Here is a 14,977-nt window from a genome sequence, read left to right as displayed (position 1 = left end):
CTGATATGTCATTCCTGGAATATGCTCCGGCACCGGAGTCGAAAGCCATTCTCAACCTTCGCGACAGCTACGGGCTGTTCATCGACGGCGAATTCGTCGACGGTGGGGGCAAGAGCTTCCACACCATCTCACCCGCTGACGAGAGCCCGATCGCCGAGATCGCCGGCGCCTCTGATGAAGACGTCGACCGTGCTGTCGCCGCGGCACGCCGCGCCCACGACAAGGTCTGGTCGAAGATGAGCGGCCGCGACCGCGGCAAGTACCTCTTCCGCATCGCCCGTCTGGTTCAGGAGCGGGCGCGGGAACTGGCTGTGGCCGAGAGCCTCGACAACGGCAAGCCGATCAAGGAGAGCCGCGACGTCGACGTGCCGCTCGTCGCCTCCTGGTTCTTCTACTACGCCGGCTGGGCCGACAAGCTCGACTATGCCGGCCTCGGCGCCAATCCGCGCTCTCTCGGCGTGGCCGCGCAGATCATTCCGTGGAACTTTCCGCTGCTGATGCTCGCGTGGAAGATCGCGCCCGCCCTGGCCGCGGGCAATACGGTCGTGCTGAAGCCGGCCGAGACCACGCCGCTGACTGCGCTGATCTTCGCCGAGATCCTGCAGCAGGCAGACCTGCCCGCGGGTGTCGTGAACATCATCACCGGCGCAGGGTCCACGGGGGCGACCCTGGTGCGCCACCCCGACGTCGACAAGGTGGCCTTCACCGGTTCTACCGGCGTCGGCCGCGACATCGCAAAGGCCATCGCCGGCACCGACAAGAAGGTCACGCTGGAGCTCGGCGGCAAGGCCGCGAACATCGTCTTCGATGACGCGCCGATCGACCAGGCGGTCGAAGGCATCGTGAACGGCATCTTCTTCAACCAGGGCCACGTGTGCTGCGCAGGCAGCCGTCTGCTGGTGCAGGAATCCATCCACGATGACGTCATCGATCGCCTCAAGCAGCGGCTTTCCACGCTGCGGCTCGGCGATCCGCTCGACAAGAACACCGATATCGGCGCGATCAACTCCGCGGCGCAGCTGGCTCGCATCCGCGAGCTGACTGCCGTCGGTGAGGCAGAGGGCGCCGAGCGCTGGACCGCAGATTGCGCGATCCCGGAGAAGGGCTTCTGGTTCGCGCCGACGATCTTCACCGGGGTCGAGGCCTCGCACCGCATCGCCCGCGACGAGGTATTCGGCCCGGTGCTGTCGGTGCTGACCTTCCGCACCCCCGCCGAGGCGATCGCCAAGGCGAACAACACCCCGTACGGACTCTCCGCAGGCATCTGGAGCGACAAGGGATCCCGCATCCTCGCCGTGGCAGACAAGCTGCGTGCGGGTGTCGTGTGGGCGAACACCTTCAACCGTTTCGACCCGTCGAGCCCGTTCGGCGGCTATAAGGAATCCGGCTACGGCCGTGAGGGCGGCCGTCACGGCCTGACCGCATACCTCAAGGGAGCATCGGCATGAGCAAGCGTTTGACGGTTCCGAAGACCTACAAGCTCGCGATCGGCGGCGCCTTTCCGCGCAGCGAGTCGGGGCGCACCTACGAGGTGCTCTCCGCGAAGGGCGCGTTCCTCGCGAACGCCGCCAAGGCCTCGCGGAAGGATGGCAGGGATGCTGTCGTCGCTGCGCGCGCAGCGGTGAAGGGCTGGTCGGGCGCGACCGCATACAACCGCGGGCAGGTGCTCTACCGTGTCGCCGAGATCCTCGAGGGCCGTCGTGCGCAGTTCATCGAGGAGATCGTCGATCAAGAAGGCGTGAGCGCCGCCGTTGCCGGAGCGCAGGTGGATGCTGCCGTCGATCTGTGGGTCTGGTACGCGGGCTGGTGCGACAAGTACGCTCAGGTCGCGGGCAACGCCAACCCGGTGTCGGGTCCGTACTTCAACATCTCCGTGCCCGAGCCGACCGGAGTAGTCGCCACCATCGCGCCGCAGGACTCCGCGCTGCTCGGGCTCGTCTCGGTCATCGCCCCGGCACTGGTCACCGGCAACACCGTGGTGGTGATCGCCAGTGAACAGCATCCGCTCTCTGCGATCAGCTTCGCTGAGGTGCTCGCCACCAGCGACGTGCCAGGGGGAGTGGTGAACGTGCTCACCGGCTCGCCGGCGGAGATCGCACCGTGGCTGGCGTCGCACGCCGATGTCAATGCCCTCGATCTGGCGGGCGCGCGCGACCTCGACTGGGTCGAGCTCGAGATCGCGGCGGCCGACACGCTCAAGCGCGTGCTGCGCCCAGGCGGCATTGAGCCGAGCCTCGATCGCATCACCGCATTCACCGAGACGAAGACGGTGTGGCACACCAAGAGCCTGGTCTGATCGGTCGCTCTGCTCAGCCGAGGCCCGAGTCCGCTGCGAGCGGACTCGGGCCTTGCGCGTTCGCGCGCCAATCCGCGCCGGTGTCGGATGCAGCGGTTAGGCTCGGATGACGATCTCTTGATCCCCTGAGGAGGACGCGCATGGCACGCATCGGTGAAAGCGCTGACCTGTTCAAGTGCTCATTCTGCGGGAAGAGCCAGAAGCAGGTGCAGCAGCTCATCGCCGGTCCCGGCGTTTACATCTGCGACGAGTGCGTCGAGTTGTGCAACGAGATCATCGAAGAGCGCATGGCAGAGGCGGGCACCGGCCCGATCGCCGATTTCGATCTGCCTAAACCGCGCGAGATCTTCGCGTTCCTCGAGGAGTACGTCGTCGGACAGGACCCCGCCAAGAAGGCGCTGTCCGTCGCGGTGTACAACCACTACAAGCGCGTGCGCGCACGCGGTGCACTGCAGCCGGCCGAGCAGAAGGCCGACGAGATCGAGATCGCCAAGAGCAATATCCTGCTGATCGGCCCCACCGGCTGCGGCAAGACCTATCTCGCTCAGACTCTGGCCAAGCGGCTCAACGTGCCTTTCGCCGTGGCCGACGCCACCGCACTCACCGAGGCGGGCTATGTCGGCGAAGACGTCGAGAACATTCTGCTCAAGCTCATTCAGGCGGCCGACTACGACGTCAAGCGCGCCGAGACCGGCATCATCTACATCGATGAGATCGACAAGATCGCTCGCAAGGCCGAGAACCCGTCGATCACTCGCGATGTCTCGGGCGAGGGCGTGCAGCAGGCACTGCTGAAGATTCTCGAGGGCACGATCGCATCGGTGCCGCCGCAGGGCGGTCGTAAACACCCGCACCAGGAGTTCCTGCAGATCGACACCACCAACGTGCTGTTCATCGTGGCCGGTGCGTTCGCAGGCCTGGAAGAGATCGTGTCGTCGCGTGTCGGCAAACACGGCGTCGGGTTCGGTGCCCCGCTGCATGACAAGAACAACGATCTCGACCTGTTCAGCGAAGTGCTGCCGGACGATCTGCACAAGTTCGGCCTGATCCCCGAGTTCATCGGGCGCCTGCCCGTGGTGGCCTCGGTGACGCCGCTTGATCAGAATGCGCTGATCGACATTCTCACCGGTCCGCGCAATGCGCTGGTCAAGCAGTATCAGCGCATGTTCGAGATCGACGGCGTGCAGCTCGAGTTCGACGAAGACGCGCTGCGGTCGATCGCCGACCTCGCGGTCGAGCGCAAGACGGGTGCGCGCGGACTGCGCGCGATTCTCGAAGAGGTGCTCGGACCGATCATGTTCGAGATTCCCTCGACCGAAGACGTCGCCAAGGTCGTCGTGACCAGGGCCGCTGTCGAAGACGGCGCCGCGCCGACTCTCGTGATGGAGCGCAAGCGCAAGAGCGCGTGAGGATCAGCGGTGTCCGGCGATAGCCCCGAGGCCGTGGTGCCTGCTCCGTGGCAAGTAGTCAGCAGCGAGAAGATCATCGCCGATCGGTGGATCGATTTGCGTGCCGATGCCTGCGTCGACGCTCATGGGCGCACAATCGCGCCGTACTATGTCCTGAATCAGGCCGATTGGGTCACGGTGCTCGCACTCGATGAGGCCGGTGATGCGATCGTGGTGGAGGAGTACCATCACGGCGCTGGCATCGTGGCGCGCGGACTCGTCGGAGGCGGCATCGACCCGGGCGAGGAGCCGTCCCACGCGGCCGTCCGCGAACTGCGTGAGGAGACCGGCTACGAGGCGGCAGAGCTGATCGATCTGGGATCGACGTGGGCGAACTGGGGAAACCAGAACAACCGCTCGCACCACTTTCTCGCCCTCGGATGCGTGCGAGCGGGGGTGCAGTCGCTCGACGACGGCGAGATCATCACGGTGCGCACCGAGCCTCTCGATGAGCTCGGCACGCTCCTCGATCAGAGCTACCACCTGCTCACGTGGCTCAAGGCGATGCACTGGCTCAGCGCTCATCGCGACCGCTGAGCCGCCACGAAGGTCAGGGCTCCAGGCCGCGGCGCTTCAGCAGCGGAGCGATCTCGGCATCCCGACCACGGAAGTCGCGATACGCCTGCAACGGGTCCTTCGCGCCGCCCACGCCGAGCAGGCGCGACCGGAATCGATCGCCGTTCGCGCGTGTGAGTCCGCCGTTCTCGCGGAACCATTCCACGGTGTCGGCGTCGAGCACCTCGCTCCAGATGTACGAGTAGTATCCCGCGCTGTAGCCCCCGGAGAACACGTGTGCGAAGTACGTCGATGAATACCGGGTCGGGACCACGGGGTTCAGGAGCCCGATATCGGTGAGGGCGGCGGCCTCGAACGCAGCCACTTCTCCGAGCTCGTCGCCGTCGCCGATGCGGTGCAGCGCCTGATCCAGCCAGGCCGCCGCGAGGTATTCACTGGTCGCGTGGCCCTGATCGAAAGTCTCGGTGGCGCGCAAGCGCTCGATGACGGCTTCGTCCAGCGGCTCACCTGTTTCGAAGTGGCGCGCGTAGTTGCTCAGCACCTCGCTCCACAGGATCCACATCTCGTTCACCTGGCTGGGGAACTCGACGAAGTCGCGGAACACGTTGGTGCCTGAGAAGTGCGGGTACGTCACACGGGCGAAGAGTCCGTGCAGCGCGTGCCCGAATTCGTGGAAGAGCGTGGTGACCTCGTCCAGCGTGAGCAGGGTCGCCTCCCCGTCTCCGGGCTGCGACACGTTGAGGTTGTTCGCGACCACGGGGAGCGTGCCGCGCAGGGCGGACTCGCTGACGATGGGATTCATCCAGGCACCGCCGCGCTTGGAGTCGCGGGTGTAGAGGTCGAGCACGTACAGGCCGACAGCCGTGCCGTCTTCATCGTGCACCTCGAAGGTGCGTACGCCGGGATGATACGAGGAGAGATCGCTGCGCTCGGTGAAGCGGATGCCGTACAACCGGGTAGCGGCGAAGAAGACGCCGTCCTGCAGCACCCGCTCAGCCTCGAAGTAGGGCCGCAGAGCCGCAGTGTCGATGTCGTAACGGGCCGTGCGCACCTTCTCGGTGTAGAACGCCCAGTCATGGGCCTCCAAGGCGAACGGCTCCGCCTCGCTGTTGTCGATGATCTCCTGCAGGGCCGCTTGCTCGCGTGCGGCGTTGCGCGCGGCGGGGGCGGCGAGCTCGCGGAGCATCCGCTCCACAGCGTCAGGAGAGCCGGCGGTCTCGTCCGCCGTCACGTACGCGGCGTGCGACGGGTAGCCGAGCAGGGCCGCACGCTCAGCCCGCAGCTGCACGATCTCGGTCAGTACGCTCCGATTGTCATGCTCGTTGCCGCGGGAAGCGCGTTCGAGCGAGGCGGCCATGATTCGCCGGCGGCTCTCGCGCACAGTCAGCGATGCGAGATACGGGTGTCCGCTGAACAGCGGAAGGGTGACGAGGTAGCGGCCGTCGAAGCCACGATCCGCGGCCGCGCGAGCCGTCGCGCTGAGCTCACCGGACGAGAGTCCGTCAAGTTCCTCAGCCGTGTCGAACAGCACCGCCAGCTCGTTGGTGTCGCCGAGCAGATTCTTCTCGAACGTGGTGTTCAGCGTGGACAGTCGCTGGTTGAGGTCAGTCAATCGTGCCTTCGCCGTCTCATCGAGCGCCGCACCAGCATGCGTCATCTCGCGGAAGTGCCGTTCGACGAGGTAGCGCTGCTCGGCATCCAGCTCCAGCGAATCGAGCCGCTCATGCACCTGCGCCACCCGCCAGTACAGCGCACCGTCGAGGCGGATCGCATCTCCGTGAGCGGCCATCAGCGGGGCCAGCTGCTCGTCGACGGACTGGATCTCAGCTGTCGCGTCGGCGGAGCTCACCGTGTAGAACGTGTGCGCCACCCGGTCGAGCAGCTCGCCGCTGCGCTCCAGAGCCTCGATGGTGTTCTCGAATGTGGGCGTCGACCGGACGACGGTCAGGGCTCTGATCTCGGTGAGATGCTCACTGAACGCCTGGTGGAACGCCGGCAGGTAGTGCTCCGGACGGATCGCGGCATAGTCGGGGAGCCCGTAGGGGAGAGGAGAAGGAGTGAGCAGCGGGTTCGTGGCCTCGGTCATCCTTCGAGCCTATGCGTGCGGGGTGTGCGACGCGATCTGCAGCCCTCGCGGGTTTCATACACCCCAGTAGCGGCGGCGGATCCGCGCCCAGTCGTTGCCCGGCAGATGCGGATACAGCAGCGAGGCGGCGAGGCAGTACTTGCTGACGGAATGCGGACGGATGCCGGTGCGCAGCAGCATCCGATCCAGCGCGCCTGCGCCATCGGGCGACTTCGTCTCGACGAGCAGCTCCTCCGGGCCGGGAATCCGCTGCATCTCCGACACGCTGTCGAGGTCCTGGTCGATGGTGATGCGGTGGTGGCTGTCGGTGAGAGTCGTACGGCGGTAGTCGGTCTCCAGTACCGGCTGCAGGCTCTCGGCATCCGGCCCGATCAGCTCGGTGACGTACTCGCGCCCGTCGGTGTCCAGGTGGCCGAGACGGGCCGGATCATGCGCCCGCCGCTGCTTCACCGTCATGCCGCGCAGCCCCTTCGACTTCACCTCGAGTCGACAATCGCGAGAGTCGCAGTACAGCCGGGTGCGCACCTTGAAGCGATTGCGGCGCCGCTGCACGTGCTGCCGGAAGAAAGTGAAGTCCGGTGTATCCAGATACACCGTGCGGTAGCGGAAGGTGCGCACATCGTCGATCTCGAGCACACGCAGGTCTTCCTCGGACAGCAATCTCGCAAGCAGATCCCGCGGGACGAAATACTTTCGATCCACCCGGCTCATCAGCGCAGCCGATGCATCCAGCTCGGCGAGTGAGATGGGCGGCAGGCTGCCGATGAATCGCTCCAGAGTGGTCATGCGGAGACCCGCTGTCGGGTTGCGGCTGCATCTGGTCGGCTCTCCTGCATCGGTGCGGATGCCGGGATCTCGGCTGCGGCTTCGGACGCGACCGACCGGCCGGTCGTCTTCGCCGCCTGATAGCGGACGTCGACGAGGGTGGTCTCGCGCACGAGATCGAGCTCCAGCACCTCGAACCGAACGAAAACCGCATCGAAGGTGGTGCGCAGCACCTGCGCGAGCTCGCTCTCATCGAGGTAAGCGCGATCGAGGGTGATGGTGCGGCGGCGTGATCTGCTGGCCGTCCAGTGTCCGTCCACGACGAACATCGCCAGCACGATCAATGCCGACAGGGCGGGTGCGGTCCACTCCGGGGTCGGGCGCAGGCCGGCGATCAGACCCAGTACGAGCGAGACGAAGTAGTACGCGATCTCCTGCTGGGTGATCTGATCGGAGCGGAGCCGGATGATCGAGAGGATGCCGAACAGGCCGATGCCGAGGCCGATGCCGACCTCCACCGAGCTGAGCGCGATCGTCACCGCCAGTACGCCGATGTTCAGCGCGACGTAGGACAGCAGCAGATCGCGGCGACGGTGACGCCGGAAGTAGAGCACGTACGCCAGAACGGTGATGGCCGAAAGGTCGGTGATGATGGCGATGGCCAGAGACATGGATCCTCCTGAGATCTGCGATGTCCTCTACGATTCCGGGCCCGGCCGTCGTCTTGATGAGGCGCAGATGAGAGAGTTCACATGTTGGTGCGAAGACGATAGCCCGCGCCGCGCACGGTCTCGAACCGGTCCGTGCCGAGCTTGTTGCGCAGGTAGCGGATGTAGACGTCGACGACGTTCGACCCGGGGTCGAAGTCGAACTCCCACACACGGCTCAGCAGCTGCTGTCTGGTGAGCACTTCGTCCGGGTGGCGCAGGAAGGTCTCCAGCAGCGCGAATTCGCGAGTAGTCAGCTCGATGTCGGTGTCGGCACCACCCACCCGGGCGCGGCGGGTGCGCAGGTCGAGGGTCAGGTCGCCGGCTCTCAGCATCGTCGATTCGGTCGCCGACGGCGTGGTCAGACGCAGCCGGATGCGCGCGAGCAGCTCATCGAACGCGAACGGCTTGTGCATGTAGTCATCCGCACCACCGGACAAGCCTGCGACGGTGTCTTCCACGGCATCCCTCGCCGTGAGGATGATGATCGGCATCTCGATCCGTTCGCCGCGCAAGCGACGCAGCACGCTGAATCCATCGAGCCCGGGCAGTCCGATATCGAGAATCATCAGATCGAATTCTCCCGACCGGGCGAAAGCGACGGCATCGTTCCCGTTGACGACGGTCTCTGAACGGAATCCGTTCGTGCGCAGGCCCTTCACGATGAAGGAGGCGATGCGCTCTTCATCCTCGGCGAGAAGAATGCGATTCATAGGTGCTCCTTGGCCGACTGAATCGGCGGGGCCGACAGCGGGGACGGATTCGGCAGGTCGAGGGTGAAGACGGAGCCCTGCCCGGGCGTCGATTCGAGGCGTACGGTGCCGCCGTGCGCTTGCGCGATACGAGCGACGATGGCCAGGCCCAGCCCGCTCCCCGGCCGTCGTCTGCCGGCGGTTCCGCGTGCGAATCGCTCGAAGATATGCGACTGCTCGGAGTGGGGCACGCCGGTGCCGCCATCGCGCACCCACAGCTGCAGGCGGTTGGCGTCGAGGTGCCCGCCGATCGCTATCGGGTCGCGGTCGGCGGTGTGGGCGACGGCATTGGCGATGAGCTGCAGCAGCGCCTGCGTCAACCGCTGCCCGTCGGCATGCACGATGCCCTCGGGGATCTCTTCGATGGACCATGTGCGGTCGGCGAGCGCGGTGGCCTTCGCCAGAGTCTCGACGACGAGATCGGCGACGTCGACGGCATCCCACAGCAGAAAGTCCGGCCGGTCTGCGCGGGCGAGCAGAATCAGATCGTCGACGAGACGCGACATGCGGCGCAGCTCGTCATCGACCAGGCGCAGGGTCTGCTCGCGCTCGATCGGATCCTCGTCGATGAGTTCGAGGTGTCCGCGGATGACGGTGATCGGCGTGCGCAGCTCATGGCCGGCGTCATCCAGGAAGCGCCGCTGGCCGTCGAACGCCGACTGCACGCGGTCGAGCATTCCGTTGAAAGTCACTGCGAGCTGAGCGACGTCGTCCGTGCCCACCACATCGATGCGACGGTTCAGGTCGCTGCCATCGATTCCTGCGGCGGTCTCCTGCACCTCGCGGATCGGCGTCAGCGCACGACCGGCGACGAACCACCCCGCCGCTCCGGCGAGGGCGAGTGCGAACACCGCCGCGATCGACATGGTGATGATCGTCGACCAGACTTCGTGCTCATCCGGCGCGAGGAATTCGACGATGACGAGTGCGCCCAAGGCCGCATCACCGGACACTTCGACCGGGATCGCCGCATACATGGCAGAGCCGGCAGCAGTCTCCACGCGGTGGGAAACCGGGGAGCGCAGTGCGGTCAGATCGGAGATGAACGCGGGATCGGCGTCAAGCCGCGCGGGTGGATCATCGGCGCTGCGACGATCAGCCCGACCATCGATCACGCTGAAGTACGTCTCGTCCTGTTCGGGCACGTTGTGAGAGAGATAGGCAGTGAGGAGCTGCTGGGCGCCGGTGAACGACTGACCGGTCGCGGGGTTCACGCCGGTCGCGAACGCCCGCAGCTTCGCTGCTTCGTGCTCGAGTTCGGTGACGGCGGAAGCTTCGACGCGCGAGAGCAGCACACGTCCGGTGGAGAGTACGATCGCGCACAGTGCGAGGGCCACGACGAGAAGAGTCCAGGCGAGGATGCGCGTGCGCACCGTCACGCCGCGGCGCCGCTCAGTCATCGTCGTCATCGTCATCTTCGTCATCGTCGTCGTCATCGTCGTCATCGTCGTCATCCCCTGCGGGTGGCGGCGGCACCGGCGTGACTGTGGTCGCTTCGTCGGGCGCAGGGATGGGAGTCTCTACTGCCGGCGGGGGAGTGTCAGGGGCAGAGCTCGGAGTCTCGTGGGGGGTGACCACGACGGACGGGCCGAGCTGGGGGTCAGGCGGCGCGAGCATGGCATCCGCGGCCCACCAGCCGCCGATCAGCAGCACCGCACCGACCGGCACGGCGACGAATCCCCAGCGTGTCATGGCACCAGTCTCGCCGAGATCAGTCGCGGATGCGCGCGGATGAGAGACTTCTCATCGCCGTTCGCGGCGAGACTCAGTCGATCCGAAATCTGATGCAGAGGAATTGATGCAAAGATAATCTTGCAAAGAAACACTTGCAAAGATATATTTGCAGTATGGAGAACGACAACCCGGGCAGAACGCTCGATGCGGGAGCGCTGAAAGCGCTCGCGCACCCGATCCGTGTGCGAATCTACGACGTTCTCAGCGAGCAGGGGCCGCAGACGGCGAGCACCCTGGCAGTCATCATCGGTGAGACCTCTGGTTCGACGAGCTACCATCTCCGAGCCCTGGCCGCGCATGACCTCATCAAGGAGGTCCGCGGGCGTGGCACCGCGCGCGAGCGCTGGTGGGAGCGGCCGAGAGGGCGGATCAACCTCCCGGGGCCGGACGAGACGCAGTCTCCCGCGAATCGCGCGGCCGCACAGATCGTGACCGCAGAGTTCTTCCGCCTTCGTCATCAGACGCTGATGAACTACCTCAACCGCCCGGCGAACGAGCAGTCCGAGGAATGGCGTGACGCGGGGTTGGTTCTGACCACCATCCTCGATCTGACCGTCACGCAGATGCAGGAGCTCCAGGAGGAGCTCAGCGCCGTCGTGGAAGCCGCGATCGAGCGCTACCGCGGGCAGGAGGGACAGCCGGGCGTGCGCCGGGTCTCCCTGCGTGCAGAGATCTTCGACCTGCCCACGCCCTCGACCGGGCGCGCGGCTTCCGAACAGGAACCCCAATGACCAGTGCAACGCTTCATCTTGTCGGACCCACGCGCCTCGAACGCGGCTTGAAGAGCCTTGCCGAGGCACTCACCCGCTATGTCGATGCCCGCATCGCCAGTCGCGCCGAGCGGCGCGAGATAGCCCTCGACATGCTGCGCGAGCAGCAGACGCGTCGAAGCGACCCGCAGGCTCTTGAGATCGCCTTGGCGAGTCTGGGATCACGGCCGCGCTGAGCCGAGATTGGCTGGGGCCGGGCGTCAGTCCTGGAAGGGACGCGCGATAACTTCGCCGGATGCGGTGAGCAGAACCTCCCACCCGGCATCCAACTCGGCGATCGGGCGGCCTTCGAGCCACGTGAGGGTCCAGTAGCCGGTGAGGCCACGGGCTTCGACGTCGGAGATCGCCGAACGCAGTGCGTCCGGAACGGATGCCGGGGGCTGTGCGCCTGTCGCCCAGCGAGTGCCGAGCTGCATCAGCTCTCCACCGCCTCGAGCACGATCTCGGTCACGGCGAATTCCTCGGCCTCGATCAGCTGAAGATCCTTGATGCGGCCGACAGCGCGCAGATCATCGACAGCCGCGCGCAGCGCCTCGATCTTCGCGGCGGGCGCGGCGATGGTCGCACTCGAAACGGGGGTCTTCTGCGAGGCTTTCGCCTCGGTCTTCGCCCGGCGGATGCCGATCAGCGCCTCGCTGGCGATGGTGAGCACGCCTGCGTCGCCCTCGAGCTCGAGGGGCGTTGGCCATTCGGAGGTGTGGATCGAGCCCTCCTCGAACCATGACCAGGCCTCCTCGGTGGCGAAGGAGACGATCGGCGCGAGCAGGCGCAGCAGCGTCGACAGGGCGAGTCGCAGGGCGAGAGCCGCAGACGGCTGCCCGACGTCGGTCTGGTCGTAGGCGCGCTCCTTGACGAGCTCGAGGTAGTCGTCGCAGAACGTCCAGAAGAACGCCTCGGTGATCTCCAGCGCCTTCGCCTGGTCGTAGTTGTCGAAGGCCTTCGTCGCTTCGCGCACGACCTCGTCGAGCGTGGTGAGCATCGATGCGTCCAGCGCGTGCGTAACCTGCGCGCCCTCCGGCACGGGGAACGACAGCACGAACTTCGCGGCGTTCAGGATCTTGATGGCGAGACGGCGGCCGATCTTCACCTGGGTCGGATTCTGCGGGTCGAAGGCGGCGTCCATGCCCAGCCGGCTGGATGCCGACCAGTAGCGCACCGCATCGGAGCCGTGCTTGTCGAGGATGTCGGCGGGGGTGACGACATTGCCCTTCGACTTCGACATCTTCTTCCGGTCGGGATCCACGATGAAGCCCGAGATCGCCGCATTGCGCCATGGCGAGCGGTCGTCTTCGAGCGTGGAGCGCAGCATCGTCGAGAACAGCCAGGTGCGGATGATGTCCTGCCCCTGCGGTCGCAGGTCGAACGGGGCGACGACATTCCACAGCTCCTCGTCGCGCTGCCAGCCGCCGGCCAGCTGCGGGGTCAGCGACGAGGTCGCCCAGGTGTCGAAGATATCCTTCTCGGCGTCGAAGCCGCCGGGCACGCCGCGCTGGTCCTCGGTGTAGCCGGCGGGGGCGTCGGACGTGGGGTCGATGGGAAGCGCATCGAGTGACGGCACGAGAACGCGGTCGTAGTCGCGTTCGCCATCGGCATCCAATCCGTACCAGAGCGGAATCGGCACGCCGAAGAACCGCTGGCGCGAGACCAGCCAGTCGCCGGTCAGGCCGCCCACCCAGTTCTCGTACCGCACCCGCATGAAGTCGGGGTGCCAGGCGAGCTCCTGCCCGTGCGCGAGCAGGCGATCGCGCAGATCCTGATCGCGCGCGCCGTTGCGGATGTACCACTGGCGGGTCGAGACGATCTCGAGCGGCCGGTCGCCCTTCTCGAAGAATTTCACGGCGTGGCTGAACGGCTTGCCCACCGCCGTCATGTCGCCCGTCTCCTGCAGCTTCTCGACCAGGTTCTTGCGCGCGGTGAACACGGTCTTGCTCGCCATGTTCTCGGTGTACCAATCGGCGGCGCCATCGGCGAGCACGGATGCGGGGGCATCCGGCAGGAAGCGGCCGTCGAGGCCGATCGTGGTCATGTTGGGCAGGGAATCGCCGGAGGTGGTGCGCAGCTCGCGCCACCAGACGATGTCGGTCACGTCGCCGAAGGTGCAGACCATCGCGGCGCCGGTGCCCTTGTCGGGCTGTGCGAGGTGGTGGCCGTGCACTTCGATGTCCACGCCGAAGAACGGTGTGCGCACCTTCTTGCCGATCAGGTGCTTGTGCGGTCCCTCGGGGTGGGTGACGATCGCGATGCACGCCGGCAGCAGCTCGGGGCGCGTCGTGTCGACGGCGATGGTTCCTGATCCGTCGGCGAAGGGGAATTCGATGGTGTGGTACGACGCCTGCTGCTCGCGGTCTTCGAGCTCGGCCTGCGCGATGGCCGAGCGGAAATCGACGTCCCACAGGGTCGGGGCGAGCGACTGATAGGCCTCGCCGCGCTCCAGTCCGCGCAGGAAGGCGAGCTGGCTCTGCCGCATCGTGTCGTTCGAGATCGTGCGGTAGGTCTGGGTCCAGTCGACGCTGAGTCCCAGCTGGCGGAAGAGCGCCTCGAACTGCTTCTCGTCTTCGATGGTGAGCGCTTCGCACAGCTCGATGAAGTTGCGGCGGCTGATCGGCTGCTGGTCGGCGGCGCGAGAGGACTTGTTGTCTCCGCCCTCGAACGGGGGAGTGAAGTCGGGGTCGTAGGGGAGTGATGGGTCGCAGCGGACGCCGTAGTAGTTCTGCACGCGGCGTTCGGTGGGCAGACCGTTGTCGTCCCAGCCCATCGGGTAGAAGACGTTGCGACCGCGCATGCGCTCATAGCGCGCCTTGACGTCGGTGTGCGTGTAGGAGAACACGTGGCCGATGTGCAGGCTGCCGGATGCCGTCGGCGGCGGAGTGTCGATCGAGTAGACGCCATCGCGGCCGGATGCTGCAGCGCGCGCCCGGTCGAAGAGATAGGTCCCCTGATCCGACCAGCGCTCACCCCACTTCGCTTCGAGACCTTCGAGCACGGGCTTGTCGGGAATGCTGGACATGAAGACTCCTCGGCGATGTGTGCGGCACTGTGTGAGCGTGCCTGAGTGTGGGTGCCGGCTCAGTCTATCGGCCGTTGCGGTATCGGGCTGAAGGGCAGCATCCGCTCACCGACCCGGTCGACTTAATCCTGCAGTGAGATTCCGACCGAGGTGGCGAAGACCGGGGCGAGCAGTTCGACCTGCCGCACCGTCATGGTCGTGCCGCGCAGTGACGCGACGTCGAGGAACGACAGAGCATCGAGGCCGCGCAGGTCGACGTCCTGCGCTCGCATGCCGCGAGGGTCGAGCTCATCGCAGCGGGTGGCGCTGAATGCCATCCGCGACAGGGTCGACGCGGGCAGATCGAGCGCAGTGATCTGGCACTCGGCGATGCGCACATTCACCGCCTTCGCCCCGGCGAGAGTCAGATAGTCGATGCGCACACCGCTCAACTCCAGTTCGTCGATGCGGGCGTCGGTGAGGTTCAGCGTGCCGATGCGTCCTCCGGAGATGCGCACTCGCCGCAGGTTCGCATCGCGCGCCTGCAGATCGGCGATGCGGACATCGGCCAGCTCGACATCCATCAGCGTCGCACCGCGCAGGTCCGCATCCGTCGCCGTGCCCTCGACGCGGCACTGCTCGATGGTCGCGTGCGCGAGATCGGTGGATTCTCTCAGGGTGACCGTCGCCGCGATCAGGTCGGCTCCGCGGGAGGGCATCGCCGGCGTCAAGACCTCAGGCAGGTCGGGAGCGGAGACGAGAGGCGGACGGAGGGCTCGGGGTCGGGATGCCATCTCTCGAGCTTATGACCGGCTCGTATGCGCGAGCCGGACGTAGGGATCGACACCATGCCCGATGACCTCTAGGTGTTCTTCCCACGGAGGTTGTGAGCAGCGTGGCGTGATGGGATAGGCGAG

Annotated in this window: 15 protein-coding genes; 6 read left to right on the top strand and 9 right to left on the bottom strand. The window is 66.2% G+C overall.

Annotated elements, in window-relative coordinates; all coding sequences use genetic code 11:
• The first annotated feature begins 5 nt into the window (after positions 1-5).
• The 4 genes from FM104_RS02045 (at position 6) to FM104_RS02030 (ending at position 4,281) form a co-directional block, all read left to right on the top strand.
• Positions 6-1,448 carry an aldehyde dehydrogenase family protein gene (locus FM104_RS02045; RefSeq protein ID WP_087129800.1) on the top strand — a complete coding sequence of 481 codons (1,443 nt, stop codon included), beginning with the start codon at positions 6-8 and terminating at the stop codon, positions 1,446-1,448.
• Positions 1,445-2,296, top strand: a complete 852-nt coding sequence (locus tag FM104_RS02040; RefSeq protein WP_087129799.1) for an aldehyde dehydrogenase family protein — start codon at positions 1,445-1,447, stop codon at positions 2,294-2,296. Before FM104_RS02045 ends, FM104_RS02040 begins: the two co-directional genes overlap by 4 nt.
• A 140-nt stretch (positions 2,297-2,436) precedes the next feature.
• Positions 2,437-3,705 (top strand): ATP-dependent Clp protease ATP-binding subunit ClpX, encoded by a 1,269-nt coding sequence (clpX, locus tag FM104_RS02035; RefSeq protein WP_087129798.1) that lies wholly within the window; start codon positions 2,437-2,439, stop codon positions 3,703-3,705.
• 9 nt (positions 3,706-3,714) lie between these two features.
• Positions 3,715-4,281 (top strand): NUDIX hydrolase, encoded by a 567-nt coding sequence (locus FM104_RS02030; protein WP_087129797.1) that lies wholly within the window; start codon positions 3,715-3,717, stop codon positions 4,279-4,281.
• 13 nt (positions 4,282-4,294) lie between these two features.
• On the opposite strand, the gene FM104_RS02025 is transcribed toward FM104_RS02030, so the two are convergent.
• The 6 genes from FM104_RS02025 to FM104_RS02000 all read right to left on the bottom strand — a co-directional run bounded on the left by FM104_RS02025 (position 4,295) and on the right by FM104_RS02000 (position 10,262).
• Entirely contained in the window at positions 4,295-6,346 is a 2,052-nt protein-coding gene (locus tag FM104_RS02025; protein ID WP_087129796.1) for a M3 family metallopeptidase, read from the bottom strand.
• 54 nt (positions 6,347-6,400) lie between these two features.
• A complete protein-coding gene (locus FM104_RS02020; protein WP_087129795.1) occupies positions 6,401-7,132 on the bottom strand; it encodes a polyphosphate polymerase domain-containing protein in 732 nt (243 codons plus the stop codon).
• Positions 7,129-7,782 (bottom strand): DUF4956 domain-containing protein, encoded by a 654-nt coding sequence (locus FM104_RS02015; RefSeq protein ID WP_087129794.1) that lies wholly within the window; start codon positions 7,780-7,782, stop codon positions 7,129-7,131. The genes FM104_RS02020 and FM104_RS02015 overlap by 4 nt, the downstream gene beginning before the upstream one ends.
• 77 nt (positions 7,783-7,859) lie before the next feature.
• Positions 7,860-8,531 carry a response regulator transcription factor gene (locus tag FM104_RS02010; protein WP_087129793.1) on the bottom strand — a complete coding sequence of 224 codons (672 nt, stop codon included), beginning with the start codon at positions 8,529-8,531 and terminating at the stop codon, positions 7,860-7,862.
• Entirely contained in the window at positions 8,528-10,015 is a 1,488-nt protein-coding gene (locus tag FM104_RS02005) for a sensor histidine kinase (protein ID WP_218778540.1), read from the bottom strand. Before FM104_RS02005 ends, FM104_RS02010 begins: the two co-directional genes overlap by 4 nt.
• Positions 9,963-10,262, bottom strand: coding sequence for a hypothetical protein (locus tag FM104_RS02000; protein WP_087129792.1), 300 nt, complete (start codon positions 10,260-10,262; stop codon positions 9,963-9,965). The genes FM104_RS02005 and FM104_RS02000 overlap by 53 nt, the downstream gene beginning before the upstream one ends.
• A gap of 155 nt (positions 10,263-10,417) precedes the next feature.
• Between FM104_RS02000 and FM104_RS01995 the strand changes: the two genes are divergently transcribed.
• Positions 10,418-11,035 (top strand): winged helix-turn-helix domain-containing protein, encoded by a 618-nt coding sequence (locus tag FM104_RS01995; RefSeq protein WP_087129791.1) that lies wholly within the window; start codon positions 10,418-10,420, stop codon positions 11,033-11,035.
• The gene (locus FM104_RS01990; protein ID WP_087129790.1) at positions 11,032-11,250 is read left to right on the top strand and encodes a hypothetical protein; all 219 of its coding nucleotides are present in this window, start codon (positions 11,032-11,034) and stop codon (positions 11,248-11,250) included. Before FM104_RS01995 ends, FM104_RS01990 begins: the two co-directional genes overlap by 4 nt.
• Before the next feature lie 24 nt (positions 11,251-11,274).
• Here FM104_RS01990 and FM104_RS01985 read toward each other — a convergent pair whose 3' ends face one another.
• From FM104_RS01985 to FM104_RS01975, 3 genes are all read right to left on the bottom strand, one after another.
• Positions 11,275-11,490, bottom strand: a complete 216-nt coding sequence (locus FM104_RS01985) for a hypothetical protein (protein ID WP_087129789.1) — start codon at positions 11,488-11,490, stop codon at positions 11,275-11,277.
• Positions 11,490-14,081: a valine--tRNA ligase gene (gene valS, locus FM104_RS01980; protein WP_087129788.1), complete on the bottom strand. Its 2,592-nt coding sequence runs from the start codon at positions 14,079-14,081 to the stop codon at positions 11,490-11,492. Before valS ends, FM104_RS01985 begins: the two co-directional genes overlap by 1 nt.
• A gap of 122 nt (positions 14,082-14,203) precedes the next feature.
• Positions 14,204-14,854 (bottom strand): pentapeptide repeat-containing protein, encoded by a 651-nt coding sequence (locus FM104_RS01975; RefSeq protein WP_087129787.1) that lies wholly within the window; start codon positions 14,852-14,854, stop codon positions 14,204-14,206.
• Positions 14,855-14,977 lie beyond the last annotated feature (123 nt).

Origin of the sequence: Microbacterium esteraromaticum (assembly GCF_900163815.1) — a bacterium.
GTDB classification, from domain to species: Bacteria; Actinomycetota; Actinomycetes; order Actinomycetales; family Microbacteriaceae; genus Microbacterium; species Microbacterium esteraromaticum_B.
This window is presented reverse-complemented; position numbering and strand designations above follow the sequence as displayed.

Excerpts from the sequence above, each read along its gene's own strand:
- FM104_RS01990 (WP_087129790.1), top strand. The coding sequence starts at position 11,032 with ATGACCAGTGCAACGCTTCATCTTGTCGGACCCACGCGCCTCGAACGC.
- FM104_RS02010 (WP_087129793.1), bottom strand. The coding sequence starts at position 8,531 with ATGAATCGCATTCTTCTCGCCGAGGATGAAGAGCGCATCGCCTCCTTC.
- clpX (WP_087129798.1), top strand. The coding sequence starts at position 2,437 with ATGGCACGCATCGGTGAAAGCGCTGACCTGTTCAAGTGCTCATTCTGC.
- FM104_RS02020 (WP_087129795.1), bottom strand. The coding sequence starts at position 7,132 with ATGACCACTCTGGAGCGATTCATCGGCAGCCTGCCGCCCATCTCACTC.
- FM104_RS02040 (WP_087129799.1), top strand. The coding sequence starts at position 1,445 with ATGAGCAAGCGTTTGACGGTTCCGAAGACCTACAAGCTCGCGATCGGC.
- FM104_RS02025 (WP_087129796.1), bottom strand. The coding sequence starts at position 6,346 with ATGACCGAGGCCACGAACCCGCTGCTCACTCCTTCTCCTCTCCCCTAC.
- FM104_RS02000 (WP_087129792.1), bottom strand. The coding sequence starts at position 10,262 with ATGACACGCTGGGGATTCGTCGCCGTGCCGGTCGGTGCGGTGCTGCTG.
- FM104_RS01985 (WP_087129789.1), bottom strand. The coding sequence starts at position 11,490 with ATGCAGCTCGGCACTCGCTGGGCGACAGGCGCACAGCCCCCGGCATCC.
- FM104_RS02015 (WP_087129794.1), bottom strand. The coding sequence starts at position 7,782 with ATGTCTCTGGCCATCGCCATCATCACCGACCTTTCGGCCATCACCGTT.
- FM104_RS01975 (WP_087129787.1), bottom strand. The coding sequence starts at position 14,854 with ATGGCATCCCGACCCCGAGCCCTCCGTCCGCCTCTCGTCTCCGCTCCC.
- FM104_RS02045 (WP_087129800.1), top strand. The coding sequence starts at position 6 with ATGTCATTCCTGGAATATGCTCCGGCACCGGAGTCGAAAGCCATTCTC.
- FM104_RS02005 (WP_218778540.1), bottom strand. The coding sequence starts at position 10,015 with ATGACGACGATGACGACGACGATGACGAAGATGACGATGACGACGATG.
- valS (WP_087129788.1), bottom strand. The coding sequence starts at position 14,081 with ATGTCCAGCATTCCCGACAAGCCCGTGCTCGAAGGTCTCGAAGCGAAG.
- FM104_RS01995 (WP_087129791.1), top strand. The coding sequence starts at position 10,418 with ATGGAGAACGACAACCCGGGCAGAACGCTCGATGCGGGAGCGCTGAAA.